Source organism: Acidovorax sp. FG60 (assembly GCF_057808995.1).
Map to the genome: position 1 here is coordinate 49,180 of NZ_JBMDJC010000010.1, position 24,600 is coordinate 73,779.

At 65.2% G+C, this 24,600-nt stretch carries 26 protein-coding genes; 19 read left to right on the forward strand and 7 right to left on the reverse strand.

Translation table 11 applies throughout. The annotated features are described in order from the left end of the window. Position 1 precedes the first annotated feature (1 nt). From ACODS0_RS16125 to ACODS0_RS16200, 16 genes are all read left to right on the forward strand, one after another. Positions 2-943, forward strand: coding sequence for an electron transfer flavoprotein subunit alpha/FixB family protein (locus ACODS0_RS16125; RefSeq protein WP_488835980.1), 942 nt, complete (start codon positions 2-4; stop codon positions 941-943). 45 nt (positions 944-988) lie between these two features. Further along, positions 989-1,921 carry a LysR family transcriptional regulator gene (locus ACODS0_RS16130; protein WP_488835981.1) on the forward strand — a complete coding sequence of 311 codons (933 nt, stop codon included), beginning with the start codon at positions 989-991 and terminating at the stop codon, positions 1,919-1,921. After that, positions 1,918-2,187 carry an EexN family lipoprotein gene (locus ACODS0_RS16135; protein ID WP_488835982.1) on the forward strand — a complete coding sequence of 90 codons (270 nt, stop codon included), beginning with the start codon at positions 1,918-1,920 and terminating at the stop codon, positions 2,185-2,187. Before ACODS0_RS16130 ends, ACODS0_RS16135 begins: the two co-directional genes overlap by 4 nt. A 187-nt stretch (positions 2,188-2,374) precedes the next feature. Next, a complete protein-coding gene (locus ACODS0_RS16140) occupies positions 2,375-4,453 on the forward strand; it encodes a conjugal transfer protein TraG (RefSeq protein ID WP_488835983.1) in 2,079 nt (692 codons plus the stop codon). Beyond that, a complete protein-coding gene (locus ACODS0_RS16145; protein ID WP_488835984.1) occupies positions 4,450-4,950 on the forward strand; it encodes a CopG family transcriptional regulator in 501 nt (166 codons plus the stop codon). The genes ACODS0_RS16140 and ACODS0_RS16145 overlap by 4 nt, the downstream gene beginning before the upstream one ends. Next, positions 4,947-6,011, forward strand: a complete 1,065-nt coding sequence (trbB, locus tag ACODS0_RS16150) for a P-type conjugative transfer ATPase TrbB (RefSeq protein ID WP_488835985.1) — start codon at positions 4,947-4,949, stop codon at positions 6,009-6,011. The genes ACODS0_RS16145 and trbB overlap by 4 nt, the downstream gene beginning before the upstream one ends. Continuing rightward, positions 6,008-6,424 (forward strand): TrbC/VirB2 family type IV secretion system protein, encoded by a 417-nt coding sequence (locus ACODS0_RS16155; RefSeq protein WP_488835986.1) that lies wholly within the window; start codon positions 6,008-6,010, stop codon positions 6,422-6,424. Before trbB ends, ACODS0_RS16155 begins: the two co-directional genes overlap by 4 nt. Further along, complete coding sequence (locus ACODS0_RS16160; protein ID WP_488835987.1) at positions 6,421-6,702, forward strand: VirB3 family type IV secretion system protein; 282 nt, start codon at positions 6,421-6,423, stop codon at positions 6,700-6,702. Before ACODS0_RS16155 ends, ACODS0_RS16160 begins: the two co-directional genes overlap by 4 nt. Positions 6,703-6,712: 10 nt before the next feature. Continuing rightward, a complete protein-coding gene (gene trbE / locus ACODS0_RS16165; RefSeq protein WP_488835988.1) occupies positions 6,713-9,160 on the forward strand; it encodes a conjugal transfer protein TrbE in 2,448 nt (815 codons plus the stop codon). Then, positions 9,157-9,939: a P-type conjugative transfer protein TrbJ gene (gene trbJ / locus ACODS0_RS16170; protein WP_488835989.1), complete on the forward strand. Its 783-nt coding sequence runs from the start codon at positions 9,157-9,159 to the stop codon at positions 9,937-9,939. The genes trbE and trbJ overlap by 4 nt, the downstream gene beginning before the upstream one ends. A gap of 18 nt (positions 9,940-9,957) precedes the next feature. Further along, the gene (gene trbL, locus ACODS0_RS16175; protein ID WP_488835990.1) at positions 9,958-11,328 is read left to right on the forward strand and encodes a P-type conjugative transfer protein TrbL; all 1,371 of its coding nucleotides are present in this window, start codon (positions 9,958-9,960) and stop codon (positions 11,326-11,328) included. A 12-nt stretch (positions 11,329-11,340) separates the two neighbouring features. Next, positions 11,341-12,045, forward strand: a complete 705-nt coding sequence (gene trbF / locus ACODS0_RS16180; protein ID WP_488835991.1) for a conjugal transfer protein TrbF — start codon at positions 11,341-11,343, stop codon at positions 12,043-12,045. Next, positions 12,042-13,055, forward strand: coding sequence for a P-type conjugative transfer protein TrbG (trbG, locus tag ACODS0_RS16185; protein ID WP_488835992.1), 1,014 nt, complete (start codon positions 12,042-12,044; stop codon positions 13,053-13,055). Before trbF ends, trbG begins: the two co-directional genes overlap by 4 nt. Before the next feature lie 2 nt (positions 13,056-13,057). Continuing rightward, positions 13,058-14,377, forward strand: a complete 1,320-nt coding sequence (locus ACODS0_RS16190) for a TraB/TrbI/VirB10 family type IV secretion system protein (protein WP_488835993.1) — start codon at positions 13,058-13,060, stop codon at positions 14,375-14,377. After that, positions 14,374-14,649, forward strand: a complete 276-nt coding sequence (locus ACODS0_RS16195) for a DUF2274 domain-containing protein (RefSeq protein ID WP_488835994.1) — start codon at positions 14,374-14,376, stop codon at positions 14,647-14,649. Before ACODS0_RS16190 ends, ACODS0_RS16195 begins: the two co-directional genes overlap by 4 nt. 222 nt (positions 14,650-14,871) lie before the next feature. Beyond that, positions 14,872-15,180 (forward strand): helix-turn-helix domain-containing protein, encoded by a 309-nt coding sequence (locus ACODS0_RS16200; RefSeq protein ID WP_488835995.1) that lies wholly within the window; start codon positions 14,872-14,874, stop codon positions 15,178-15,180. Here ACODS0_RS16200 and ACODS0_RS16205 read toward each other — a convergent pair. After that, positions 15,107-16,333 carry a tyrosine-type recombinase/integrase gene (locus ACODS0_RS16205; protein WP_488835996.1) on the reverse strand — a complete coding sequence of 409 codons (1,227 nt, stop codon included), beginning with the start codon at positions 16,331-16,333 and terminating at the stop codon, positions 15,107-15,109. The genes ACODS0_RS16200 and ACODS0_RS16205 overlap by 74 nt on opposite strands. Before the next feature lie 356 nt (positions 16,334-16,689). Beyond that, positions 16,690-17,214 (reverse strand): OmpA family protein, encoded by a 525-nt coding sequence (locus ACODS0_RS16210; RefSeq protein ID WP_488835997.1) that lies wholly within the window; start codon positions 17,212-17,214, stop codon positions 16,690-16,692. A 112-nt stretch (positions 17,215-17,326) separates the two neighbouring features. Here ACODS0_RS16210 and ACODS0_RS16215 point away from each other — a divergent pair, with 112 nt between their 5' ends. Both ACODS0_RS16215 and ACODS0_RS16220 read left to right on the forward strand, forming a co-directional pair. Continuing rightward, positions 17,327-17,920, forward strand: a complete 594-nt coding sequence (locus tag ACODS0_RS16215) for a gamma-glutamylcyclotransferase (RefSeq protein WP_488835998.1) — start codon at positions 17,327-17,329, stop codon at positions 17,918-17,920. Between the two features lie 98 nt (positions 17,921-18,018). After that, positions 18,019-18,543, forward strand: a complete 525-nt coding sequence (locus tag ACODS0_RS16220; protein ID WP_488835999.1) for a superoxide dismutase family protein — start codon at positions 18,019-18,021, stop codon at positions 18,541-18,543. Between the two features lie 94 nt (positions 18,544-18,637). On the opposite strand, the gene ACODS0_RS16225 is transcribed toward ACODS0_RS16220, so the two are convergent. Both ACODS0_RS16225 and ACODS0_RS16230 read right to left on the reverse strand, forming a co-directional pair. Continuing rightward, positions 18,638-19,201, reverse strand: coding sequence for a nucleotidyltransferase family protein (locus ACODS0_RS16225; protein WP_488836000.1), 564 nt, complete (start codon positions 19,199-19,201; stop codon positions 18,638-18,640). 83 nt (positions 19,202-19,284) lie between these two features. Beyond that, positions 19,285-20,052 carry an SDR family NAD(P)-dependent oxidoreductase gene (locus tag ACODS0_RS16230; RefSeq protein WP_228895372.1) on the reverse strand — a complete coding sequence of 256 codons (768 nt, stop codon included), beginning with the start codon at positions 20,050-20,052 and terminating at the stop codon, positions 19,285-19,287. Positions 20,053-20,152: 100 nt separating this feature from the next. Between ACODS0_RS16230 and ACODS0_RS16235 the strand changes: the two genes are divergently transcribed. Then, positions 20,153-21,103, forward strand: coding sequence for a LysR family transcriptional regulator (locus tag ACODS0_RS16235; RefSeq protein WP_488836001.1), 951 nt, complete (start codon positions 20,153-20,155; stop codon positions 21,101-21,103). Here ACODS0_RS16235 and ACODS0_RS16240 read toward each other — a convergent pair. The 3 genes from ACODS0_RS16240 to ACODS0_RS16250 form a co-directional block, all read right to left on the reverse strand. Next, the gene (locus tag ACODS0_RS16240; RefSeq protein ID WP_488836002.1) at positions 21,090-23,360 is read right to left on the reverse strand and encodes a xanthine dehydrogenase family protein molybdopterin-binding subunit; all 2,271 of its coding nucleotides are present in this window, start codon (positions 23,358-23,360) and stop codon (positions 21,090-21,092) included. The genes ACODS0_RS16235 and ACODS0_RS16240 overlap by 14 nt on opposite strands. A 22-nt stretch (positions 23,361-23,382) precedes the next feature. Beyond that, positions 23,383-23,844: a (2Fe-2S)-binding protein gene (locus ACODS0_RS16245; protein ID WP_488836003.1), complete on the reverse strand. Its 462-nt coding sequence runs from the start codon at positions 23,842-23,844 to the stop codon at positions 23,383-23,385. Positions 23,845-24,025: 181 nt separating this feature from the next. Next, positions 24,026-24,598 (reverse strand): TetR/AcrR family transcriptional regulator, encoded by a 573-nt coding sequence (locus ACODS0_RS16250; protein WP_218295020.1) that lies wholly within the window; start codon positions 24,596-24,598, stop codon positions 24,026-24,028. Between the last annotated feature and the right edge of the window lie 2 nt (positions 24,599-24,600).

Genomic DNA, 24,600 nt, shown 5'->3' on the forward strand with positions numbered 1-24,600 from the left:
GATGACAATACTTGTAGTTGCCGAACACGACAACACCTCTTTAAAGAGTCCCACACTCAACACAATCAAAGCTGCAGCAGAGATTAGTTTCTTCGGAAATGGGGAGGTACATGTCCTTGTAGCAGGACACCAAGCTCATTCAGTAGCCAAGATCGCTGCGGACATTCAGGGCGTCAGCAAAGTCATCCATGCCGACGCCGACGGCTTCGCCCACGGCCTGGCCGAAAACGTCGCCGCCCAGGTGCTGGCCATCGCAGGCAACTACAGCCACATCCTGTTCCCCGCCACCGCCAGCGGCAAGAACGTGGCGCCCCGCGTCGCTGCCAAGCTCGACGTGGCCCAAGTCAGCGAAATCAGCAAGGTCATCAGCGCCAACACCTTCGAGCGCCCGATCTACGCCGGCAACGCCATTGCCACCGTGCAAAGCGCGGACGCCACCAAGGTCATCACCGTGCGCACCACCGGCTTTGATGCCGCGGGCCAGGGCGGCTCGGCGGCGGTGGAGTCCGTGGCCGCGACGTCAGGCAACGGCAAGAGCGCCTACCTGGGCAGCGAAATCGCCAAGAACGACCGCCCTGAACTCACCGCCGCCAAGATCATCGTCTCCGGTGGCCGTGCGCTGGGCAGCAGCGAGAAGTTCAACGAAGTGATGACCCCGCTGGCCGACAAGCTGGGCGCGGCCATCGGTGCTTCGCGTGCGGCGGTGGACGCCGGCTACGCCCCGAACGACCTGCAGGTCGGCCAGACCGGCAAGATCGTGGCGCCGCAGCTGTACGTGGCCTGCGGCATCTCGGGCGCCATCCAGCACCTGGCGGGCATGAAGGATTCGAAGGTGATCGTGGCGATCAACAAGGACCCCGAGGCCCCGATCTTCAGCGTGGCCGACTACGGCCTGGAAGCTGACCTGTTCTCGGCTGTGCCGGAACTGATCGCTGCGATCTAAAAACAATAGTCATCGAGTCAAGAATGAAAACATTCAGGGAACGCAATGGAACTGAGGCACCTTCGGTGCTTCTTGGCGGTCGCTCAGGAACTGCACTTCGCCAGAGCAGCTGAGAAGCTACACATTGAGCAATCGCCACTTTCGAGGGCGATCAAGGAGCTAGAAGAAGAGCTGGGGGTCCGTCTCTTCGACCGCAACACGCGCGGCACGCGCCTGACCCGTGCTGGCCAGACGTTCATGGAGCACGTGCCACGCGTGTTCGCCGCGCTGACCCAGGCGCGCGACAGTGTGCGTGCTGTGTCCGCAGGCTACCAAAGACAATTGCGAATTGCCGTATCAGGCAGCATTTCGCAGGCCCATCTCACGACTCTCCTGTCACGTTGCAGAGAGGAGGAACCGGATACGGAAATACGGCTCTACGAGGTTCCGGTGGCGCAGCAGATCAAGGGGCTCGAATGCGATTTGTACGATGCAGGATTCGCTCAGTCGTCGGAGGTCGGCGAGGTGCTGTTTGCTGTACCGGCGTGGAACGACCCTATGGTGGTGGCTGTGCCCTCACGCCACCCCTTGCTGGTTCACAAGAAGCTGCCACTGGAAGAAGTTCTCCGCTACCCGCTGGTACTTTGCGACCCGGGCGCCTGCGAGGGCTGCAGCCGCCAGGTAGCCCGCGTGCTGCGCGCGACAGACCTTGAACCAATCGTAGCCGAGCAGGTGGCCAGCCACGACCTGATGGTCACGTTGGTGGCCGCTGGCTACGGACTGGGCTTCTCGACAGAAGCACACGTTTCGACCAGCAACCACCCTGAGATCGTCACACGGCCGTTGGCTGGGCGTACGCCGATGCTGACCACCTACCTGATCAGGCGCATTGGCGAGCCGTCGGAAACCTTGCAACGTTTTGTGGAAAGAGCCCTCGTGTCGGCGCCGGGTCGCGCGGCGGACGAAGCTCTGGACACATCACCAGGGAGTAGCAAATGAAGAAGTGTTCCAGATGGGTGGCTGCGGTCGGCGCTGTTTCGGCCGCATTGATGTTGTCCGCATGCGGCAAGTCACAGCCCACCGAAACGGTGGAGTCTCTGGCGGCCGATCCTGACCGCTTGAAGCAGTTGCGCGAGCAGTGCAAAACCGAGCGCGCAAAGCTGGGCGACGAGCTATGCGACCGCGTGGCCGAGGCCACAAAGAAGCGGTTCTTCGGGGACGGCAAGGTGCCCTACAACCCTACCAACGAATCGCCAAAGTTCTGAATCTGCGCTTGCCGCCACGCTCAGTGCGGCTCGTTTCGAGTATTGGCTCACTGCGCCGCGCTTCGCCATAGGCTGCGTCAGAACGCCGCGGCACACTGACACACGCATTGATGCTGACCATGCGGCAAGCCTGCCGATTTGGGACTTTGACCCACCTATAGACCGCTTTCATCCTGACGCCTGCGGCATGCCTTTGTGCCGCACACATGACCCCGCATTGCGGGCCACGGGACAGGAGGTCAAGGTGCAGGCTCAGGGCGCAAGCCATCAGGGGGTTCTCTACGGGCAGATCGCGGCGGTGCTCGGCGTCGTCGTGGTCGGCGTGTGGGGTGCGACCCAGTGGACAGCCGCTGCGCTGGGTCACCAGGCGCGCCTGGGCGCGCCGTGGTTCCTGGCTTTCGACAACCCGGTGTACCACCCCTGGCGCCTGTTCGAGTGGTGGTTCTTCTTCGATGCCTACGCGCCGGATGTCTTCGATGTGGGTGGTGCGATTGCGGGTGGCAGTGGCCTCGTCTCGGTAGGCGTGGCGGTGGGCCTGTCGGTGTGGCGCTCGCGGCAATCGCGGCTGGTCACCACCTACGGCACAGCGCGCTGGGCCACAGCTGACGATGTTCGCCAAGCGGGCCTGAATCGACCAGCCGGCGTCTTCCTCGGCCGGCATGGCGAACAGTACCTGCGCCACGACGGCCCCGAGCACGTGCTGGCGTTTGCGCCCACCCGCTCGGGCAAGGGCGTGGGCTTGGTCGTGCCCACGCTGTTGTCGTGGCCCGGGTCAGCCGTCATCCACGACATCAAGGGCGAGAACTGGCAGCTGACGGCCGGCTGGCGCACGTGCTTCTCGCACTGCCTGCTGTTCAACCCCACTGATGCGCGATCTGCCGCCTACAACCCGCTGCTGGAGGTGCGGCGCGGCGTGCACGAGGTGCGCGACGTGCAGAACATCGCCGACATCCTGGTGGATCCCGAGGGCGCCCTGGAGCGGCGCAACCACTGGGAGAAGACCTCGCACGCCCTGCTGGTCGGCGCCATCCTGCATGTGCTCTATGCGGGCGAGGACAAGACGCTGCGGGGGGTGGCCAACTTCTTGTCCGACCCGGCCTGCCCTTTCGAGGTGACGCTGCACAGGATGATGAGCACCCCTCATCTGGCGCGCGAGCAAGGCGGTGGACCGCACCCCGTGGTCGCTTCCGCCGCACGTGAGGTTCTCAACAAGAGCGAGAACGAGCGCTCGGGCGTGCTGTCCACGGCCATGAGCTTCCTGGGGTTGTACCGCGACCCGACGGTGGCCGAGGTGACCTCGCGTTGCGACTGGCGCATCGCCGACCTGATCTCGACCGAGCACCCGGTGTCGCTGTACCTGGTGGTTCCGCCGTCGGACATCAGCCGCACCAAACCGCTGATCCGGCTGATCCTGAATCAGGTGGGGCGACGCCTGACGGAGTCGCTGGATGGCTCTGACGGCATCGCACGGCGGCACAAGCTGCTGCTGATGCTCGACGAGTTCCCGGCGCTGGGCCGGCTGGACTTCTTCGAGACGGCACTCGCCTTCATGGCGGGCTATGGCATCCGCAGCTTCCTGATCGCGCAGAGCCTGAACCAGATCGACAAAGCCTACGGCCAGAACCATTCGATTCTGGACAACTGCCATGTGCGTGTGACCTTCGCCACCAACGACGAACGCACGGCCAAGCGCATTTCCGAAACGCTGGGCACCGCCACTGAACTGCGTGCCCAGCGCAACTACGCCGGCCACCGGCTGGCGCCGTGGCTGGGGCACCTGATGGTCTCGCGGCAAGAGACGGCGCGCCCGCTGCTGACGCCTGGAGAGGTGATGCAGTTGCCACCCGACGAAGCGGTGGTGATGGTCTCCAGCGTGCCGCCAGTCAAGGCCCGCAAGCTGCGCTACTACGCCGACTCGAACTTCAAGCGCCGCGTGTTGCCGTCGCCCGTCTTGACTGCTGGCCCCTACCCCGATGTGCCACCGGTGCGGGCGGACGACTGGAGCGGGCTGGTTGCGCCGTTGGCCCCCTCTGCATCTAACCCAGCCTTCCTGACTGGCATGGATGCCGACGAAGGCGGTCCCCGCCTGCAGCCAGAGCTGACGGAGATTGCGACGCACAGCCTCGCGCTCGACGCACTGACCAATGACCTGGCGCTGCTCGATGACGACGACGCCCCCCTGCCCCTTCCCCGCCAGATCGATCCGGCCATGCAGCGCACGGCGCGCCTGGCCGCACTCGACCCCGACGACGGCATCACGCTATGAGCCAGTACCGCCTGAACCTGTTCATTCCGCCTGAGCATGCGCGACGCCTCGAAGAGGTGGCGGCCAAGAAGGGCGTTTCCAAGTCGTCCATCGTCGCGGCAGCGCTCGCCTCTTGGCTATCGCCTGATTCAGGCGACCAGCGCGAGGCGGCCATCGCCAAGCGGCTGGACCGACTCTCCCGCCAGTTCGAGCGGCTGGAGCGCGATCAGAACATCGAGATCGAGACGCTGGCGCTGTTCATCCGCTATTACCTGACCGTTAGCACGCCGGTGCCCGAGGGACACCAGGAGGCGGCCCGTGCGCAGGGCAAGGCCCGCTTCGAGCAGTTCGTCGAACAACTGGGCCGCCACCTGCTGCGTGGCCGCAGCCTGGTGCGCAATGTGATTGAGGAGCTTCACCCGCAGGAACAGGACCTGAACCGGCAGCTGGACGATGCAGCAGGCATGACCGTGGACCCGGTGAGTTCCGGGCAAGCCGACGAAGGATCGACGGTATGACGGCCGCACCACCCAGCCCCGAAAGGACCAGGCTTGACCGCCGTGTCCGCATGCTGCGCACGGCCATGGGGCCAATGATCGAAGCCGCGCTGGAAGACCCGGACGTGGTCGAGGTGCTGCTCAACCCGGATGGTTCGCTGTGGCTGGACCGGCTCTCCACCGGGCGGGCGCCGACGGGCGTGACCTTGTCGGCGGCCGATGGGGAACGCATCATCCGTCTGGTGGCTGCCCATGTCGGTGCCGAGGTACACCGGGGCCAGCCACTGCTGACGGCTGAGCTGCCCGAAACGGGTGAGCGCTTCGAGGGGGTGCTGCCCCCAGCTGCGCCGGGCCCCGCCTTCGCCCTGCGCAAGCGCGCCGTGGGCGTGATTCCACTCGACCGCTACGTGGACGACGGGATGATGACGGCAGAGCAGGCAGACTATCTGCGCCTGGCCGTGCACGAGCGTCAAAACATCCTGATCGCTGGCGGCACCAGCACCGGCAAGACCACGCTGGCCAACGCGCTGCTGGCCGAGATCGCCACCACGGGCGACCGGGTGCTGGTGCTCGAAGACACCATCGAGCTGCAATGCTCCGCTCGGGACCACGTTCCGCTGCGTACGCGCGCGGGCACCGTGTCCATGGCCGAACTCGTGCGCGCCACGATGCGGCTGCGCCCCGACCGCGTGGTGGTGGGTGAGGTGCGTGGCGGCGAAGCGCTGGACCTGGTCAAGGTCTGGGGAACCGGGCACCCCGGTGGCATCGCCACCATCCACGCCGGGTCTGCCCTCGGTGCGCTGCTGCGGCTGGAGCAGCTGATCCTGGAGGTGGCGGTGAATCCGCCAAGGGCGCTGATCGCCGAAGCGGTCAACGTGGTGATCTACATCGCCGGTCGTGGCCGCAAGCGCCGCATCGAAACGATTGCTCGCGTCACTGGACACGACAGCACGGGCTACCACCTCGGAGCGTTGGATGCGTCCTTCCCGGAGTTGCCAGCGCCACCGCCACTTGCGCATCCTCCCTCCCCGCCTCCTGCGGCGGACTCCACTTCCTCAACCCTGCCTGGAGAACTTCCATGAGCCCTTCGCTTTCCCTGCGCCGCCTTGCCGATCTGCTGACCCAATCCGTCTCCCAACGGCTCCCGTCCACCGGCGTGGCCGGCCTGCAGCGCATCCGCCGACTGATCCAGCCTGCCGGTCAGGGCCTGCTTTCCGCTGCCGTCATGCTGAGTCTGGCCGGCACGGCCAAGGCGGCCGGTTCCAGCATGCCCTGGGAGGGCCCGCTGCAATCCATCCTGGACTCGATACAGGGTCCTGTGGCCCGCATCGTGGCCGTGATCATCATCATTGCCACCGGCCTGGCCCTGGCCTTTGGTGACACCTCGGGTGGCTTTCGCAAGCTGATCCAGATCGTGTTCGGCCTGTCGATCGCCTTCGCGGCCTCGTCCTTCTTCCTGAGCTTCTTCAGCTTCTCGGGCGGGGCCCTGGTATGAGCGGCGCTACCGAGCACGTCAGCCTCGCCAGCGGCTTCGAGATCCCGCTGCACCGGTCGCTCACCGAGCCCATCCTGATGGGTGGCGCACCGCGCACCGTGGCCATCGCCAACGGCACGCTGGCCGCCGCCGTGGGCCTGGGCCTGCAGTTGTGGATTCCGGGGATCGTGCTGTGGATCGTGGGCCACTCGCTGGCGGTCTGGGGCGCTCGGCTCGATCCGCAGTTCATGGCGGTGTTTGCCCGGCACATCAAGCACAAGCCGTTGCTGGACGTGTGAGGAAGACACCATGCTCAACCTCAGCGAGTACCGGCAACGCCCCGCCCTACTGGCCGATTGGCTCCCATGGGCTGGACTAGTGGCACCCGGTGTGGTGCTGAACAAGGACGGCTCGTTCCAGCGCACCGCGCGCTTTCGGGGGCCGGACCTGGACAGCGCCACGGAGGGCGAACTGGTAGCCACCACCGCGCGCCTGAACAACGCGCTGCGCCGTCTGGGTTCGGGCTGGGCGCTGTACGTGGACGCCGAGCGCAGACCGGCTGCCGACTACCCGCATTCGGTGTTTCCAGAAGCCCTGTCCTGGCTGGTGGACGAGGAGCGGCGCGCCGCATTCGAGGAATCGGCCAGCCACTTCGAGAGCCGTTACCACTTCACGCTGCAGTACCTGCCGCCTGAGGAGTCGCACGCTCGGGCCGCCAACCTGCTCTACGAAAACCGTGCCAGCACGGGTGTGGACTGGCGTGAGCGCCTGGGTGCCTTCATCGCCGAAACCGACCGGGTGTTCGACCTGCTCGACGGCGTCATGCCCGAAATCGCTTGGCTGCAGGACGCCGACACGCTGGGCTACCTGCACGCTACGGTGTCGCCGCGCGCCTACCCGGTGGCCGTACCCGAGGTGCCGTTCCACCTCGACGCGCTGCTGGCCGATGCCCCGCTGCTGGGCGGCCTGGCGCCGATGCTGGGGGATGCGCACCTGCGCGTGACCACGGTGCGGGGGTTTCCCACATCCACCTGGCCCGGCGTGCTGGACGACTTGAACCGGCTCGGCTTCGCCTACCGCTGGTCCACGCGCTTTCTGTGCATGGACAAGGCCGAGGCTGAGAAGGAGCTGGGCCGCCTGCGCCGCCAGTGGTTCGCCAAGCGCAAGAACGTGATCGCCCTGCTTCGCGAGACGCTGTTCCAGCAAGAGTCGCCGCTGGTGGACACCGACGCAGGCAACAAGGCCGCCGATGCCGACGCGGCCCTGCAGGAACTGGGCAGCGACCAGGTGGCCTTCGGCTTCGTGACCGCCACGCTCACGGTGCTCGATGGCGACGCCACCGCTGCCGATGAGAAGCTGCGTATGGCGGAGCGCGTGATCCAGGGCCGTGGCTTTGTCACCATCCCAGAGACGCTGAACGCCGTGGAAGCCTGGCTGTCGTCGATCCCCGGCAATGCGTATGCCAACGTGCGCCAGCCCATCGTCTCCACGCTGAACCTGGCGCACCTGATGCCGGTCTCGGCCGTGTGGGCCGGGCCGGAGCGCAACCGGCACCTGGACGGCCCGCCGCTGGTCGTGACCCGCACCGAGGGCTCAACGCCCTTCCGGCTGGTGACCCACGTGGGCGACGTCGGCCACACGCTGGTGGTGGGGCCGACGGGCATGGGCAAGTCGGTGCTGCTGGCCTTGCTGGCCCTACAGTTCCGGCGCTACCCCGGCTCGCGCATCTTCGCGTTCGACATGGGCCGCTCGATGCGAGCCACGGTACTGGGTCTGGGCGGCGAGCACTACGACCTGGGCCACGACGGCGACATCGCCTTCCAGCCGCTGGCCGGCATCGACCAGGAGGGCTACCGCAGCTGGGCCGCCGAGTGGGTCGAAGGCCGTCTGGTACACGAAGGCGTGGCTGTGGGACCGGACGAGAAGGCAGCGATCTGGTCCGCGCTGGGCAGCCTGGCCGGCGCACCCCGCGATCAGCGCACACTCACCGGCCTGTCGGTGCTGCTGCAGTCCAACGCGCTGCGCCAGGCGCTCGCGCCCTACGTGCTGGGCGGCGCCCACGGCAAGCTGCTGGACGCCGACCACGACCGGCTGGGTACGGCCGACGTGCAGTGCTTCGAGATGGAAGAGCTGATGGGCAGCCGCGCGGCGGTGATGGCCGTGCTCGGCTACCTGTTCGCACGCTTCGAGGCCCGCTTCGACGGCGCACCCACCCTGCTGATGCTGGACGAGTCGTGGCTGTTCCTGGACGACCCGGTGTTCTCGGCGCGCATCCGCCAGTGGCTCAAGACACTGCGCAAAAAGAACGTGTCGGTGCTATTCGCCACACAGAGTCTGGCCGACATCCAGGGTTCCAGCATCGCGCCGGCCATCGTGGAGAGCTGCGCGAGCCGCATCTTCCTGCCCAACCCGCAGGCCACCGAGCCGCAGGTGCGTTCGATCTACGAGGCCTTCGGCCTGAACCGCCGGCAGATCGAGATCGTGGCCACTGCAGTGCCCAAGCGCGACTACTACTACCAGTCCCGGCTGGGCAATCGCCTGTTCGATCTGGACCTGCGCGCCGTGGCCCTGGCCTTTGCCGGAGCCTCCTCGCCGCAGGACCAGAGGCTGATCGACGAGGTGCTGGCCGCGTGTCCACCCGGGGGCTTCGCCCCGGCCTGGCTGCGCTGCCGTGGCCTGGACTGGGCCGTCGATCTCTTCCACCAACACCCCCATCACCACCCCGGGCATGCCCGATCTTCAGGAGAAACGCCATGAGCCTTCGTGCACCTCTTCATTCTTTCCGCTCTTTCAAACCCCGCCTCGTCGCGCTGGCCACCGCTGCCGCGCTGACCTTGGGCGCCACGCAACCCGCGCACGCTTTGTTCGGCGTGGGTGACATCGTGCTGGACCCGGTCAACCTGGTGCAGAACACCATGACGGCCGCGCGCACGCTGGAGCAGATCAACAACCAGATCCGCCAGTTGCAGAACGAGGCGCAGATGCTGATCAACCAGGCGCGCAACCTGGCCAGCCTGCCGTTCAACGTGGTCAACCGCCTGCGTTCGACGCTGGACACGACCCGTCAACTGATCGCTCAGGCCCAGGGTCTGGCCTACCAGGTGTCGCACCTCAACACCGAGTTCGCCCGCCTTTACCCTGAGCAGTACGCCGCCACCGTGAGCGGCAATCAGATGTTCCAGGACGCGCACCAGCGTTGGAAGAACACACTCAACGGTCTGCAGACCGCCATGCAGATGCAGGCCCAGGTGTCACAGAACCTGAGCCTGGACGAAGGTGTGCTGGCCGACCTGGTGAGCCAGAGCCAGTCGGCCACCGGTGCGCTGCAGGCCATGCAGGCGACCAACCAGCTGCTGGCCCTGCAGGCCAAGCAGTCCATCCAGTCGCAGCAGCTGATGCTGACGCAGGACCGCGCCGCCTCGCTGGAGCTCGCGCGGCAGGCTGCGGCCATCGAACGTGGCCGCGAGGTGACGCGCCGCTTCATCGGCAGCGGCACGGGTTACACGCCGCAGGGCGTGAGCTTCTACGGCCACTGAAGCACCGGAGACTCTGCCATGGACGACGTCGCCGTCATCGACCGCTTCCTGAACACCTTCTCCACCTACATCGACTCGGGCTTCGGGTTGCTGAACGGCGAGGTCGCCTTCCTCACTGCCACACTGGTGGCCATCGACATGACCCTGGCCGGCCTGTTCTGGGCCATGGGCCACGCCACCGGCCAGGGCGAGGACGTGCTGGCCCGGTTGCTGCGCAAGGTGCTCTATGTCGGCGCTTTCGCCTACATCATCGGCAACTTCAACAGCCTGTCGGGCATTGTGTTCCGCTCGTTTGCCGGGTTGGGCCTGCAGGCCAGTGGATCGGGCATGAGCCTGGCCACCTTCCTGCAGCCCGGTCATCTGGCCAAGGCCGGCATCGATGCGGCGGCGCCCATCCTGCAGCAGATCAGCGACCTCTCGGGCTTCCCGGAGGTGTTCATCAACATCGCCCCCATCTTGGTGCTGTTCCTGGCCTGGATCACGGTGATCGTGAGCTTTTTCGTGCTGGCCGTGCAGCTCTTCGTGACGCTGATCGAGTTCAAGCTAACCACGTTGGCGGGCTTCGTTCTGGTGCCCTTTGCCTTGTGGAACAAGACCACCTTCCTGGCCGAGAAGGTGCTGGGCAACGTGGTGTCCTCAGGCATCAAGGTGCTGGTGCTTGCGGTGATCGTGGGCATCGGCACGGGTCTGTTCTCGCAGTTCCACACAGCACCGACCGAGCCCTCCATCGACCACGCGCTGGTGGTGATGCTGGCCTCGCTGTCGCTGCTCGGGCTGGGCATCTTCGGACCCGGTATCGCGACCGGCCTGGTGTCCGGCGCGCCGCAACTGGGTGCGGGTGCGGCGGCTGGCACCGCGCTGGGTGCCACGGGTCTGGCGGTTGCAGGAGGCGCTGCCGTGGCCGGTGCCGGTGCGGCCGTGGCCGCCGGTGCGCGCATGGCACCGGGCGCGGCACGCGCCGCGATTGGCGGTGGCGCATCGGCGGCAAGATCGGCCAGCGGCCTTGCGGCAGGTGCGAGGTCGGCCTACGAGGCAGGCGCTGCCGCGTCCTCGGGCGGGCCGCTGCGCGCCGCTGGCGCGGGCATGGCCAATGTGGCTCGCATGGGGGCCAGCGCCGTGGGTCAGAAGCTGGCCGACAACGCCCAGGCCGTGAAAGACAAGGTGTCGGGTTTTGTGGCGGAGGCCGCTGCGCCTGCTGCTGCATCGGGTGCCGAATCAGCCACGTCGAGCACATCCACCTCGGCATCCGCCAACGAGCCGGCCTGGGCGCAGCGCATGCGCCGGCGCCAGCAGATCGGGCACGCCGCCACGACGGCCGCGCACACCCTGCGCGCGGGCGATGGCGGTGGCTCGGGCAGTGGCCCCAGCCTTCGTGATTCGGATTCTTGAGGAGAACCCCGCATGCGATTCAAACGACCGCAGGTGCGCTACGCCGACACGCCGCAGCCTGCCACCCCCTACCAATCGGCCGCGCAGGCCTGGGACGAACGCATCGGCTCGGCCCGCGTGCAGGCACGGAACTGGCGTCTCATGGCCTTCGGTTGCCTGTCGCTGGCGCTGATGATGGCCGGTGGCCTGGTCTGGCGCTCTGCGCAGTCCATCGTCACGCCCTACGTGGTGGAGGTGGACCAGGCCGGCCAGGTGCGAACCGTGGGCGAAGCCGCCTCGCCCTACCGTCCCGGCGATGCGCAGATTGCGCACCACCTCGCCCGCTTCGTGACGCTGGTGCGTTCGCTGTCTATCGACCCGATCGTCGTGCGTCAGAACTGGTTGGACGCCTACGACTACACGACCCACCGCGGAGCCGCCGTGCTCAACGAGTACGCCCGCACCAACGATCCGTTCGTGCGGGTGGGCAAGGAGTCGGTGACGGTGCAGATCACCAGCGTGGTCCGCGCCAGTGACGCCTCGTTCAACGTGCGCTGGACCGAACAGCGTTACGTGAACGGCGCGCCGTCCGGCACCGAGCGCTGGACCGCCGTGGTCTCCACCGTGCTGCAGACGCCGCGCACCGAGCAGCGCCTGCGCAAGAACCCCCTGGGCATCTACGTCAACGGCCTGTCCTGGAGCCGCGAGCTGGATGCGAACGAAGGAGCCAAGCCATGAAAACCCTGAATACCAATGCGCGCCACGTTGTGGTCTCCCTTGCCCTTGCGACCGCCCTGGCAGGGTGTGCATCGCAGGGCGTGCCGCCGCCCGTGATCCCGCTGGACGAGCCGGTGATGGCCCAGCCGCTGCCCGAGCCACCTCAGCCGGTGGAAGTGGTCGCCGTGCCGCAGGTGCTGCCGATGCCCGCCCAGATGAAGCCGTTGCCGGAGGCGCTGGACAAACCGACAGCACCCGAACCGGCCGACGAGCGGCTGCGGGTGTCGCGTGCCAACGCAGAAGCCCGGGTGGCACCCACGCGGGAAGGCTACGTCAACGCCATCCAGGTCTGGCCCTATACCGACGGCGCGCTGTACCAAGTCTACGCCGCGCCGGGCCGCGTGACGGTGATCTCGCTGCAGGTGGGCGAAGAGCTGGTCACTGTCGCGGCCGGCGACACGGTGCGCTGGGTCGTGGGCGACACGTCCAGCGGCTCGGGCGACGCGCTGCGCGTGAACGTGCTGGTCAAGCCGGTGCGCACGGGTCTGAAGACCAACCTGGTCATCACCACCAACCGCCGCACCTACCTGATCGAGCTGACTTCCACCGAAAAGGCCTGGATGGCATCGGTGTCCTGGGACTACCCCAAGGACCGCATGCTGGCTTTACAGCGGCAGGCCCATGCAGCCCAGACCGCAGCGCCGGTGGACGCAGGGCTGTCGCTGGAGCGCATCCGTTTCCGCTACGCGATCAGCGGCAGCACGCCGCCCTGGAAGCCGCTGCGAGCCTTTGACGATGGCGAGAAGGTCTACATCCAGTTCCCGGCTGGCATCGCGCAGGGCGAGCTGCCGCCGCTGTTCGTCATCGGTGCACAAGGTGATGTCCAGTTGGTGAACTACCGCTTTCGGTCGCCCTACTACATCGTCGATCGCCTGTTCGGCGCGGCCGAGTTGCGGCTGGGCGCCGACAAGGGTGACGTGGTCCGTATTGAGCGCACGGACGGTGTCCCGCCCACCACTCGAAAGGACTGAGCATGACCACGAACGACTCCACCCCATCGGGCGCCAGCGGCCGACCCGCAGCGGCCAAGGTGTCGCCTGAGTCAGTTGCCTTGCGGGCGCAGCCGCAACCGGTGACCCGCCTGAATCGCCGCAGCCTCGCGTTGCTGGCAGGCCTGCTGGCCTTGGGGGTACTGGGTGCGACTGTGTGGTCCCTTCAGCCAAAGACGCGCCGCGAGGTGAACGATCCCGCTGAACTGTTCAACGTGGATCGGGTGTCGCGCTCCGAAGGACTTGGGAAGTTGCCCGCCGACTATTCGAAACTGCCGCCGCCGCTACCCGCTGCCGTGCCCGAACTTGGGCCGCCCTTGCCCGGTGATCTGGGTCCGGCGATCGTCAAGTCGCAACAGCCAGTTGTGCCGAGCTATTCGCCACCGGGACATGACCCGGCTGCATCAGAGCGCGATGCCCGGCGCAAGGAAGCTGAGCAGGCCGCTGCGGCGTCGGTGTTCTTTCGCAGTGGAGGGCAGCGCGCTGCCGCCGCTTCACCAACCGGTGCAGCGCCTGGCACTATCGGCGCGACGTCGAGCAGTCTCGCGGGCTTCGACCCGATGGCGGCTGGCCCGACGTCCACGCCAGCGCAGGGTGGCAGTGCCTACGCCACGACTGCACAAAACCGACAAGACCAGAAAGAGTCTTTCCAGAAATCCGTTTCCACGGAAACACGCAATTCCGGATCTCTGCAACTGCCCGCCTCGCCGTACCAGGTGATGGCGGGCACGGTGATCGCCGGAGCCTTGGTAACCGGCATTCAGTCCGACCTACCCGGCGACGTGATCGCCACGGTCACCGAACCGGTGTACGACACTGCCAGCGGCAAGCACCTGTTGATTCCCCAGGGCTCGCGCATCCTTGGCCGCTACAACAGCCAGTTGAGCTTTGGTCAGAGTCGTGTCCAAGTGGTGTGGAACCGGGTCATCCTGCCCGACACGTCCTCGCTGACGCTGGACAACCTGGTGGGCTCCGACCCTGCTGGTAGAGCCGGCCTCGAAGACGGCGTGGACTGGCACTGGGATCGGGTGTTCGCAGGTGCCGCACTGACTTCTCTGCTCGGCATTGGCGCTGAGCTGGCCGCGCCAGAGAGCAGGCAGGACGACAACCGCATCGTGATCGCTGGCCGCGACAGCCTACAGGACAGCGTGAATCAGATCGGCCAGGAGGTGACCCGCCGCAACCTGAACATCCAGCCGACACTGACCGCGCGGCCGGGACTTCCCATGCGTGTCATCGTGAATCGCGACCTGGTCCTGCGTCCATACCAGCCCTTGCTCTTCGTCCGAGGAGCGCCTCGATGAGCACAAGCCGTCAACTTCGCCTGGGGCCACTGCCCAAGAGCGAAAGCGTCAAGCTAACCTTCTCGTGTTCGATCACTTTGAAGGCTGAACTGGATCGCTATGCCGCGCTGCACGCACAGACCTATGGCGAGGCAGTCGATGCGCCGATGTTGATCCCGCACATGCTGGAGGCTTTCATGGCCAGGGACCGCGGATTCAGGCGAGTGGGTGCCAAACGCAAGACTCCATTAGCGTCGGACAAGTCGTCTGATGCTGGCGAGGCAATTGAATGACTGAACCACATGGTGGAAGCGTTTGAGGCCACGGCAGCCATGTCGGGAGGACTCCATGTGTAATCCAGCCCTGTGGGGGCATATCAAGCCTGACGGCGTAGTCACCTGTCATAGCGGAAACGATGTGCGCCGCCAAATCGAAGATGAGACTCGGGTGGACAAACGCTGTGTGACTTTCGATGCGCGCGAGAGCTGCGAGCAACATCAGAAAGGCGGTGCAGCATGACCGCCGAAACGATCAACGCAGAACAGTGCGCTGAACTCCTTCACTGCACCGAGCAGCGAATAGAGGAACTGACCCGTAGCGGCGAGCTGCCGGGGATGAAATTCGGTCGCGGCTGGATCTACGTGAAAGCCGACCTGCTGGCCTACATTGCAGAGCGCGCCCGGAAAGAGGCGGAAGAGCGGCGCCAGGACATCAACGCGCGAAAATCGGTCCCACGCCTGGACATACCGATCAGGCCACGGCGGCAGACGCCGCCACCGCTTCCGGTGCCGGCCAAAGCCTTTGCGCAAGGTCCACTCCCCTGAAGCTGGCATATCGTTGAGCCATCACCGAACCCGGCTTCCATCCCATGATCTTGTTCAGCTCCTCCAGACGGAACATGTCGCGCCCGTCTTTGTCTTTCAACTCCAGCCATCGGCACGTCGCTTCGTGTCTCAGGTCGTGTTCATGAAGGCCAACGATGTCCATGTATTCGAAAGCAATCCTGAAACGGAATGACAGCCGTTGACTGGTACGCACCAAGCCCTTCTTCCCTTCCTCGATCCCTTCTTCGTGGAGAAACGGGAAGATGTGCGCATTGGGTTCGAACGGCGGCCGCGATGCAAAGTACGAGATCAATGCCTGGTGCACTTCGGGGCGCATCGGCACATCCCGATAAGAAATCTTCCCACGCCACTGCTTGGTCTCCTTGGCGTGGATCACCTTGTTCTGCATGTCAATCTGGCCTCTTGTCAGGGTGTAGGCCTCCCTGAGCCGCAGGCCCGTGTTCAGGATCAGCAGGTACAAGGTCAGTAGCGCATCGCCGCCCTTGAGTTCGAGACCGCGCGAGCGATCCGGCCGCTCATAGCCCGACAGCACCGCCACGATCTTCTCGTGCTCTCCTGGCAACAGGCGCCTGTCGCGCGCCACGTTCACTTTCACCTTGCCTCCCTTGGCTTTTGCCATCTGAGCATCGACGTCGGTGTAAGTCGAGTAGCCCTTGGGCAGCAGCTTCACCGGGTTGCTGATCTTGACGCTCACGTTGTGCCGCAGGTACTCGTCAATGGCCCGGCTCAGCGCCTGAATGCGGTGCTTGATGGATGAAGGGGACAGGTTCTTCTCCACCTTCAGGGAACGGAGATAGCCGGTCAGCCATTTGTAATTGGCGTCCAAGAACCGCACCGAACCCACCTCGCGCGTCAGCGTCGAGAGCGTGAGAATTTGCGAAGGGGCCGCGAAGCCACTGTCCGACCACTCACCAAGAATGCGCACCAAGCGCACACCGTCGCCAGGGGACGCGGGGGTGGTCAGCTCTGCCGGAGGCTGGATGTCCGCGTGCTTCATCAGCTTCCACTGCTGCCCGTAGGCAATGGCCTCAGCCTCGGTGTCGAAGGTGAAGTACTTGCGCCCGTTCGGAAGCGATGGGTGCCTCAGCCCTATTTCCCACTTCCCGGATGGCTTCAGTCTGGGTTTTGCCATTCCACATCTCCATCGTGTCAACGAGATGGATCATCGCATGATCTGATCGAGTTTCAGCCGCCATTTTGTGGCGTCTTCTGGTACTTCCGAGGCGTCTCTCAGCCTCTATGGAATAAATAAGTTATTGATTTATATGGCTTTCAAAAATGAAGAAGATAGCAGCAATCAGCTACAAGATTGAATTGATCCAGCGCACCGAGGGGGCTGGTGGCGCAGGCTTGCGTTAACCAGCACTATCAAATGTATAGCTACTAGCGCATGATAGATAAGCGCTAGAGGCAAATTTGACTCAATAAAAAACCCGGCACTGCCGGGTTTTTTTATGGAGCGACCCGCTGCAGGTCGCTACGCAGGCATCAAGCGCCCAGTGCCACTTCCACGCGGCGCGCTTCGGCATTGCTGCCGGTGGCGGTGGTTTCTTCAGGCTTCTTCAGCTCGATCTTGTCTTCCGCCACGCCCAGGGCCTTGAGCGCATCGCGCACTGCAAAGGCACGTTGCTTGGCCAACTCGGCGTTCAGGGTTGCGTCACCCGTGGCGTCGTGGAAGCCGGAGATCACAGCCTTCTTGCCCTCGGCCACACCCTTGACCACGTCGGCCAGGGCTTCGTTGGCGCCAGCCGCCAGCTCGGCCTTGGCAGTGGCAAAGTAGAACTTCACCACGCCGTTTTCAACCCGCACGCTGGCGGCGTCGTCAGCGACTGCGGCCGCTGTTGCAGTTGGCGCGCTGCTTGCAACGGCCGTTGCAGCAGGCTTGGCGGCACCCGAAGCGCCCACGCGCTTGACCACCACGGTGCCGACCACCACCGAGATCACCAGCGCAATGAGTGCGAACAGGAAACCCAGGGCAAAACGTTGTTGGCTATCGTCGTCAGAACTAGACATTGGAGATTCCTGCAGTGATTAAGAAAAAGAATGGATGCTGGGGCCGTAGCGAAACCCGTAAACACAAGTCCCCAGAGCGTTAAAGCAAAGCTTTCGATTGTAGAGTGAACCCATGACGAAACTGCCCGCCCCGCTGCGAGATCCGGCCCCCATGCTGGAGCGCGCCCTGAACGAATGGGGTGGTCACGAAGACCTGTGGATCTTTGGCTACGGCTCGCTCATCTGGCGCCCGGACTTCGACTATGCCGAGCGCCGCCCGGCCAAGGTGCATGGCTGGCACCGGGCACTCAAGATGTGGAGCCGCATCAACCGGGGCACGCCCGAATGCCCGGGCCTGGTGTTCGGCATGTTGTCGGGCGGCAGTTGCCGGGGCATGGTGTTCCGTGTGGACAAGGCGCATGCGCGGCAGGTCATGATCAACCTGTGGCAGCGAGAGATGATCACCGCCGTGTACGACCCGCGCTGGCTCACCTGCCACACCCCGCACGGCCCGGTGCGCGCGCTGGCCTTCACCCTGTCGCGCAAAAGCCCCAACCACACGGGCGAGCTGCCCGACCACGAGTACTGCCGTATTTTTGAGCAGGCCTGTGGGCGCTATGGCACCACGCGGGACTACGCCCAGGCCACGTATGACGAGCTGCGCAGGCACGGCATCCATGACCGGGCCCTGGCCCGTTTGATTGCGCTGGCCCAAAAAGAGGCATAGTGCACATCTTTGCTGGACGCGCATGGGCCCGACGGGGAGACTGCGCCTCGGTGCCAGGTTAAATACCGGGTGGTTTCATTGTTCTAAGGAGTTGAGTCATGAAGATCCGTTTCGCTTTTGTCCTGTCATCCGTTACGGCGCTGGCCTTGGCGGGCTGTGCAGCCTATACCTCAGGGCCCAGCGCCACCGCCAAACTCGAACCCACGCGCGGCAACACCACCGCTGGCACGGTCACATTCGTGCAGTCGGGCGACGTGGTGAAGGTGTCTGGCTCCATCACCGGCCTCAAGCCCAATGCCGAGCACGGCTTTCATGTGCATGAAAAAGGCGACTGCAGTAGCGGCGACGGCATGAGCACCGGCGGCCACTTCAACCCCGGCGGCAAGTCGCACGGCCACCATGGCATGGGCGACCACCACACCGGCGATCTGCCCAGCCTCAAGGCCGATGCCAACGGTGTGGCCACGTTCAACTTTGAATCGCGCACGATCCGCGTGGGCAGCACCGCCAACGACATCGTCGGCAAGGGCCTCATCGTGCACCGCGACCCGGACGACTACAAGACCCAGCCCACCGGCAACGCCGGTCCCCGTCTGGCCTGTGCGGTCATTGCCGCCAAGTAACAAACAAGAGGCTGCTACGGGCTCCTGGGCCTGAACCGCCCCTCCCCCGCAACCCGCCCGCCAGAGATGGCCCGCGGGTTTGCTTTTTGGCAGCTCAAGCAGTTGGACGGCTGGCAAGGAGGCGTTCGGCGCGCGCCAGATCCTGCACGGTGTCAATGTCCGTCACCGTGCCCTCGTCCTCCACCGCCAGGTTTTGCACCTGCCCTTGCTGAGCAAACTTGCGCACCACGCGGGCGGCACCTTGCTCGCCCGACAGGGCCAGCAGATCCGGCAAGCACTGCGCAGCAAATCCCACGGGGTGGCCGCGCTCGCCGTGAAAGAACGGTACCGTCACCGCCCTCTTCGCCACGGCCTGTGCCAGCATTTGCAGGGTGTCAGGCCGCACCAGAGGCAGATCTCCCGGCAACACCAGCCAGCCCGCCGCTTGGGACGCGGCCCGCACCGCCGCCGCAATCGAATCGCCCATGCCCGGATGGCCCACATCCTCCAGGTGCCAGGCCAGCCCACTGGCGCGCACGGCGGCCAGCGTGTGCTCCAGCACCGGTACCCCCGCCAGCAATGCGCGCAGCTTGTGCACCTGCCCGCCCGATGCCACAAACCGATCGCCCCGGCCGGAGGCCAGCACCAGGACCACGGGAGACGAGGGATCGAGAGACATGGAGATAGGACCTGCGTTGGACAATGAACCGTGCGGCGCACAGCGGGCGAGATTCTAGGCCGTCCGCCGCACTGCGACGGGACTCAAGCCAGCGTATACCCGCCATCCACCACCAGGTTGTGCCCGCTCACAAAGCTGGCTGCATCCGACAGCAAAAACAGCACCGGCCCCGCCATCTCGGCCGGGGCTGCAGGGCGGCCCGACACCGAGGCTTGCAGTGTGTTGCGCATCGCATCCTCGTTGCCAAAGGCGGCCAGTGCCATGGGAGTGACGGTGGGCCCCGGACTAACGGCGTTCACGCGGATGCCTTGCTGAAAATACTCCATCGCCGCATTGCGCGTGAGGCCCAGGGCCGCGTGTTTGCTGGCGGTATAGGCGCTGATGCCATTGAACCCCACCTGGGACGAGATGGACAGGTTGTTCACGATGGCGCCGCCACCCGTCTTCAGCATCGCGGCAATCTGGTGCTTCATTGCATAGAAGATGCCCAACGTGTTGGCCTGCAACACCGCCTGCACATCCGCTGCATTCAGTGTGTGCAAAGGGCCTGCGACCCCCAGGGCGCCTGCGTTGTTGAAGGCGCCGTCCAGGCGGCCAAAGTGCTGCACTGTGGCCTCGACACTGCGCTGTACGCTGGCCTCATCGGTCACATCCAGGGCCATCACCCAGGCCTGTCCACCGGCGGCACGCACCCGCTCGGCCACCGCTTCGCATTCGGCCGTGCGGCGCGCGGCCAGCACCACATTGGCTTTGTGGCGCCCAAGCGCCACGGCGGTTTCGGCACCAATGCCCGAAGACGCTCCGCTCACCAGATAAGTTTTTCCGGCCAGATTCCACTCGCTGTTTTGCATGTTCTCTCCTGTGGTGTAGCAAATCAGCGGGAAGCTTATTGTTGAAAATGGAATATATAAATGGCCTGAAAATGCACACATCAATGAACTGATTTCAACAATGAGCCTGGACCTTGCAGATCTCAAACTCCTGAGCACCATCGCGCGCCACCTGAGCTTTCGGGCCGCCGCGCAAGAGCTGGGCCTGTCGGCCTCGGCCATCAGCCATGCCGTGCGTTCGCTGGAGGAGCGGCTGGGTGTTCGCATGTTCAGCCGCACTACGCGCAGCGTGGCGCTGACGCCAGCCGGGCGCCAGTTGCTCGATCGTGTCGGGCCCGCCTTGCAGGATATTGCTGCGGCCATCGACGGCATCAACGTGTTTCGCGACACCCCGCAGGGCCTGCTGCGCATCAATGCACCGCGCTCGGCGGGCGATTTGGTGCTGGGACCGCTGGTTGCACAGTTTCTGGCGCAGCACCCGCAGGCCGAGGTCGAGTTGGTGCTGGACGACGGGTTGGTCGACATTGTCGAAGGTGGCTTTGACGCAGGCGTCCGCTACGGAGAACGCCTGCAGCAGGACATGGTGGCCCTGCCATTGGGGCCGCAGCAGCAGCTGATGGTGGTGGCGTCCCCTGCCCTGATCGCGGGGGTGGGTGCGCCGCGCAATCCGCGCGATCTGATGCAGATGCCCTGCGTGCGCATCCGCTTTCCGAGCGGAGCGCGCTATGCGTGGGAGTTTGAAAAGGCCGGCGAAAAGATCGCGGTGGATGTGCAAGGCCGCCTGACCGTGGGCGACATGCCGCTCATCCTGCAGGCGGCCTTGGCGGGCGTGGGGTTTGCGTACCTGTACGAACCCTACGCCCGCGAGGCCCTGGCCAGCGGCGCGCTGGTGAGCGTGCTGGACGACTGGTGCCCACCCATCCCGGGCTTCTACCTGTACTACCCCAGCCGCAGGCAGCCCACGGCCACCCTGCGGGCGTTTCTGGAGCTGGTCAAGATGGCCGCTGCATCAACAGCACCTGGGGGTGAAGCGCCCGCACCCCAGATGCACGCCGCACTCAAGCCAGCTTGAACGGCAGCTCGCGTGGCGTTTTGCCCGTTAGTTGGGCAATGGCATTCGCAAACGCAGGTGCCAGCGGAGGCAACCCAGGCTCGCCCATGCCCTTCGGTGGATCAGCGCTCGGCACAATGTGCACCGTCACCTGGGGCATGTCGGTGATGCGCGGCACGGCAAAGTCGCCAAAATTGCTCTGCTCCACTACGCCATCCTTCAGCGTGATGGCGCCGCCGGGCAGGCACATCGACAGGCCCATCAGAGCCGCGCCCTGCACCTGGGCTTCCACGCTTTTGGGGTTGACCACCAGATTGCAATGCACGCCGGCCGTGATGCTGTGCAGCTTGGGTGTGCCGTCCTTGACGGACGCCTCGACCACATAGGCCACCACCGACTCGAACGACTCGTGCACCGCCACGCCCCAGGCGCGGCCAGCAGCCAGCTTCTTCTTGCCATAGCCCGACTGGGCCACGGCCAGTTGCAATGCGGCCTTGTGACGCGGGTGTTTGTCGCCCATCAGGGCCATACGGTAGGCCACAGGGTCTTGCTTGGTGGTGCGCGCCACTTCGTCGATGAGGGTTTCCATCACGTAGGCCGTGTGGGTGGAGCCCACGCTGCGCCACCACAGCACCGGCACATTCACATCAGGGTGGTGCACCGACAGTTTCATGGGCACGTTGTACGGCTCCTTCATGCCCTCCACGGCCGTGGCATCAATGCCGTTCTTGACCATGAAGGCCTCGAACGGCGAGCCCTTGGTGATGGATTGGCCGACGATGGTGTGGTCCCACGCCAGGATCTTGCCTTGTGCGTCGAACCCGATCTCGGCGCGGTGCACGTGCATGGGGCGGTAGTAGCCGCCCTTGATGTCGTCTTCGCGGCTCCACAGCGTGCGCACCGGCGCGGTGATGCCCGCCGTGCGCGCTGCCTTGGCCACGCCGCAGGCCTCCACCACGTAGTCACTGGTGGGGATGGCACGGCGGCCAAAGCCGCCACCGGCCATCTGGGTGTTCACCTTCACGTTTTGCGGCTGCAGGCCCAGCGTCTTGGCGGCGGCCATGGCGTCCAGGCCGGGCATCTGGGTGCCCATCCAGAGTTCGGCCTTGTCACCATCGAGCTTCACCGTGCAGTTGAGCGGCTCCATGGGGGCGTGCGCCAGGTAGGGGAAGACGAACTCGGCGCTGATCTTGTGCGCAGCGCCAGCCAGCTGCGCCATGTCGGCCTGCATGGCCACGTTGCCGGGCTTGGTGGCCAGCTCGCGGTACTGCGCCAGCAGTGCCGTGGTGTCGGGCTTGCCCACCGCGCTGGTGTCCCATTCCACCTTCAGCGCATCACGGCCCTGCTTGGCGGGCCAGTAACCATCGGCCACGATGGCCACGCCCTCGCCGCCCCGGTCGGTGGGCACGCGCAGCACGGCCTTCACGCCCTTGATGGCTTTGGCGGCACTGTCGTCCAGCGACTTCAGCTTGGCGCCGAACACGGGTGGGCGCGCCACCACGGCCGTGAGCATGCCGGGCAGGCGCACGTCAATGCCGTAGTCCTGCTGGCCGCTCGACTTGGCCTTGGCGTCGAGCCGGCCCGTGGGCTTGCCGATAAGACGGAACTGCTTGGGGTCCTTCAAGGTGACCTTTTCAGGCACGGGCTGCTTCATGGCCGCTTCGGCCAGTGCGCCGTAGCCCAGCTTCTTGCCCCCGGGGCCGACAACGAAGCCGTTGCTGGTGCGCAGTGCCGAGGCATCCACGCCCCACTGCGCGGCAGCGGCCGAGACCAACATGGCTCGGGTGCGCGCGCCCAGTTCGCGGTACTGGGTGTAGGAGTTTTTGATGGAGTTGGAGCCACCCGTGAGGTGCATGCCCATCATCGGGTCGGCATAGGCCTGGTTGGCATCGCCGTGCACGCTGCGCACCTTGCTCCAGTCGGCATCCAGCTCTTCGGCCAGGATCATGGGCAGGCCGGTCTGCACGCCCTGGCCAAAGTCCAGGCGGTTGATGGTGACGGTGACCGTGCCATCGGCGTCGATGCGGACAAAGGCTGAAGGCTGCTCGAACGGCTTGAGGCCTGCGGCCGCTGCCCCGACGCCCTGCGCGCTGGCCACCAGCGGAAACGCACCCAGCGCAAAACCGGATGCCGCAGACACCTTGAGGAACGTGCGGCGCGCCACGCCTTCGTGGGAGGCTGCGTCTGCTTCTGTATTGATAGCGCCTTGCGCCTGATTCATAAGCGCTACCAGGCCTTTTGGCATGTGGGCGCGGGCGGTTTGAGCGTCGAAATGCATAGTGTTCTCCTGCTCGGTGTTCTTAGGCCAGAGTCTTGGCAGCGTCATGGATGGCCGCGCGGATGCGCACGTAGGTGCCGCAGCGGCACACATTGCCCGCCATGGCAGCGTCAATGTCGGCGTCGGTGGGTTTTTTCTTGCCCTGCAGCAGTGCGGTGGCGCTCATGATCTGGCCGCTTTGGCAGTAGCCACACTGGGCCACGTCGTGCTTGACCCAGGCGGCGTGCACGGCCTTGCCCACCTTGTCACTGGTGGTCACCGCCTCGATGGTGGTGATCTTCTGGCCTGCCGCCGCCGAAATGGGCGTGATGCACGAACGAATGGGCGCACCGTTCAGATGCACCGTGCAAGCCCCGCACAGAGCCTGGCCACAGCCAAACTTGGTGCCGGTCATGCCCAGTGTGTCGCGCAGGGCCCAGAGGATGGGGGTGGATTCATCGGCATCCACAGCCGTATCTTTGCCATTGATGTTGAGGGTGGGCATCGTGGGGTTCTCCGTCGGGAAGGTGTTGTTGTGCGGTGGGAGGCGGTTGAACAGAGCGGGATGGTGTCAGCGACGCCATCGGCCATGAAACGGTTGGAGCGTGGTGAGTGGCATTTTTAAGAGAATATAAATTCGATTAAAAGATCAACCTCAGGTAGACAAATTCATCGCAATCTCCTGCTCAGGCCTTCAGTGCGTCCCAGCACAGCCCAAAAGCCATCTGGTGCACGGCCTCCTCATCGGGCAGCACCTTGGTGCGGATCAGGTTGCCCGTCTCTCGCACCGATCCCACCAGACTGGCCGTGAGCAGCGGGATGGGCACTGCCTTCAGGATCTCTTGCTGCTGGCCTTCTTCCATCAACGCAAAAAAACCGGCCATCAAACGGGTCGAGAATTCGCGGTTGCCCTCGGTGAACCAGGGCGAGTTGTAGTACTGCTCCTGGAACACCACCTCGGCATACTGGTCCAGCCGGTGGCGCAGCAAGTTGCCCCAGGCGCGCCGCACGCGGGCGCGGTAGGGCATGCCGGGCGCGATGCCCTCCATGATGCGGGCTGCCGTGACCGTCTTGGCATCCTGGTAAAGCTGGCTGATGAGTTCATCCTTGGACGGGTAGTACACATACAGCGTGCTGGTGGCAATGCCCGCCGCGCGGGCGATATCGGCCAGGGTCAGGCCGCTCAGGCCCGTCTGGGCCACCAGCTCGAAGGTGGCCTGGGCAATGGCGCGCTGCTTTTCGTCGTCTTTGGGCTTCATCG

Coding starts and splice junctions, on each gene's coding strand:
- ACODS0_RS16125 (WP_488835980.1), top strand. CDS start 2: ATGACAATACTTGTAGTTGCCGAACACGACAACACCTCTTTAAAGAGT.
- ACODS0_RS16130 (WP_488835981.1), top strand. CDS start 989: ATGGAACTGAGGCACCTTCGGTGCTTCTTGGCGGTCGCTCAGGAACTG.
- ACODS0_RS16135 (WP_488835982.1), top strand. CDS start 1,918: ATGAAGAAGTGTTCCAGATGGGTGGCTGCGGTCGGCGCTGTTTCGGCC.
- ACODS0_RS16140 (WP_488835983.1), top strand. CDS start 2,375: ATGCCTTTGTGCCGCACACATGACCCCGCATTGCGGGCCACGGGACAG.
- ACODS0_RS16145 (WP_488835984.1), top strand. CDS start 4,450: ATGAGCCAGTACCGCCTGAACCTGTTCATTCCGCCTGAGCATGCGCGA.
- trbB (WP_488835985.1), top strand. CDS start 4,947: ATGACGGCCGCACCACCCAGCCCCGAAAGGACCAGGCTTGACCGCCGT.
- ACODS0_RS16155 (WP_488835986.1), top strand. CDS start 6,008: ATGAGCCCTTCGCTTTCCCTGCGCCGCCTTGCCGATCTGCTGACCCAA.
- ACODS0_RS16160 (WP_488835987.1), top strand. CDS start 6,421: ATGAGCGGCGCTACCGAGCACGTCAGCCTCGCCAGCGGCTTCGAGATC.
- trbE (WP_488835988.1), top strand. CDS start 6,713: ATGCTCAACCTCAGCGAGTACCGGCAACGCCCCGCCCTACTGGCCGAT.
- trbJ (WP_488835989.1), top strand. CDS start 9,157: ATGAGCCTTCGTGCACCTCTTCATTCTTTCCGCTCTTTCAAACCCCGC.
- trbL (WP_488835990.1), top strand. CDS start 9,958: ATGGACGACGTCGCCGTCATCGACCGCTTCCTGAACACCTTCTCCACC.
- trbF (WP_488835991.1), top strand. CDS start 11,341: ATGCGATTCAAACGACCGCAGGTGCGCTACGCCGACACGCCGCAGCCT.
- trbG (WP_488835992.1), top strand. CDS start 12,042: ATGAAAACCCTGAATACCAATGCGCGCCACGTTGTGGTCTCCCTTGCC.
- ACODS0_RS16190 (WP_488835993.1), top strand. CDS start 13,058: ATGACCACGAACGACTCCACCCCATCGGGCGCCAGCGGCCGACCCGCA.
- ACODS0_RS16195 (WP_488835994.1), top strand. CDS start 14,374: ATGAGCACAAGCCGTCAACTTCGCCTGGGGCCACTGCCCAAGAGCGAA.
- ACODS0_RS16200 (WP_488835995.1), top strand. CDS start 14,872: ATGACCGCCGAAACGATCAACGCAGAACAGTGCGCTGAACTCCTTCAC.
- ACODS0_RS16205 (WP_488835996.1), bottom strand. CDS start 16,333: ATGGCAAAACCCAGACTGAAGCCATCCGGGAAGTGGGAAATAGGGCTG.
- ACODS0_RS16210 (WP_488835997.1), bottom strand. CDS start 17,214: ATGTCTAGTTCTGACGACGATAGCCAACAACGTTTTGCCCTGGGTTTC.
- ACODS0_RS16215 (WP_488835998.1), top strand. CDS start 17,327: ATGACGAAACTGCCCGCCCCGCTGCGAGATCCGGCCCCCATGCTGGAG.
- ACODS0_RS16220 (WP_488835999.1), top strand. CDS start 18,019: ATGAAGATCCGTTTCGCTTTTGTCCTGTCATCCGTTACGGCGCTGGCC.
- ACODS0_RS16225 (WP_488836000.1), bottom strand. CDS start 19,201: ATGTCTCTCGATCCCTCGTCTCCCGTGGTCCTGGTGCTGGCCTCCGGC.
- ACODS0_RS16230 (WP_228895372.1), bottom strand. CDS start 20,052: ATGCAAAACAGCGAGTGGAATCTGGCCGGAAAAACTTATCTGGTGAGC.
- ACODS0_RS16235 (WP_488836001.1), top strand. CDS start 20,153: ATGAGCCTGGACCTTGCAGATCTCAAACTCCTGAGCACCATCGCGCGC.
- ACODS0_RS16240 (WP_488836002.1), bottom strand. CDS start 23,360: ATGCATTTCGACGCTCAAACCGCCCGCGCCCACATGCCAAAAGGCCTG.
- ACODS0_RS16245 (WP_488836003.1), bottom strand. CDS start 23,844: ATGCCCACCCTCAACATCAATGGCAAAGATACGGCTGTGGATGCCGAT.
- ACODS0_RS16250 (WP_218295020.1), bottom strand. CDS start 24,598: ATGAAGCCCAAAGACGACGAAAAGCAGCGCGCCATTGCCCAGGCCACC.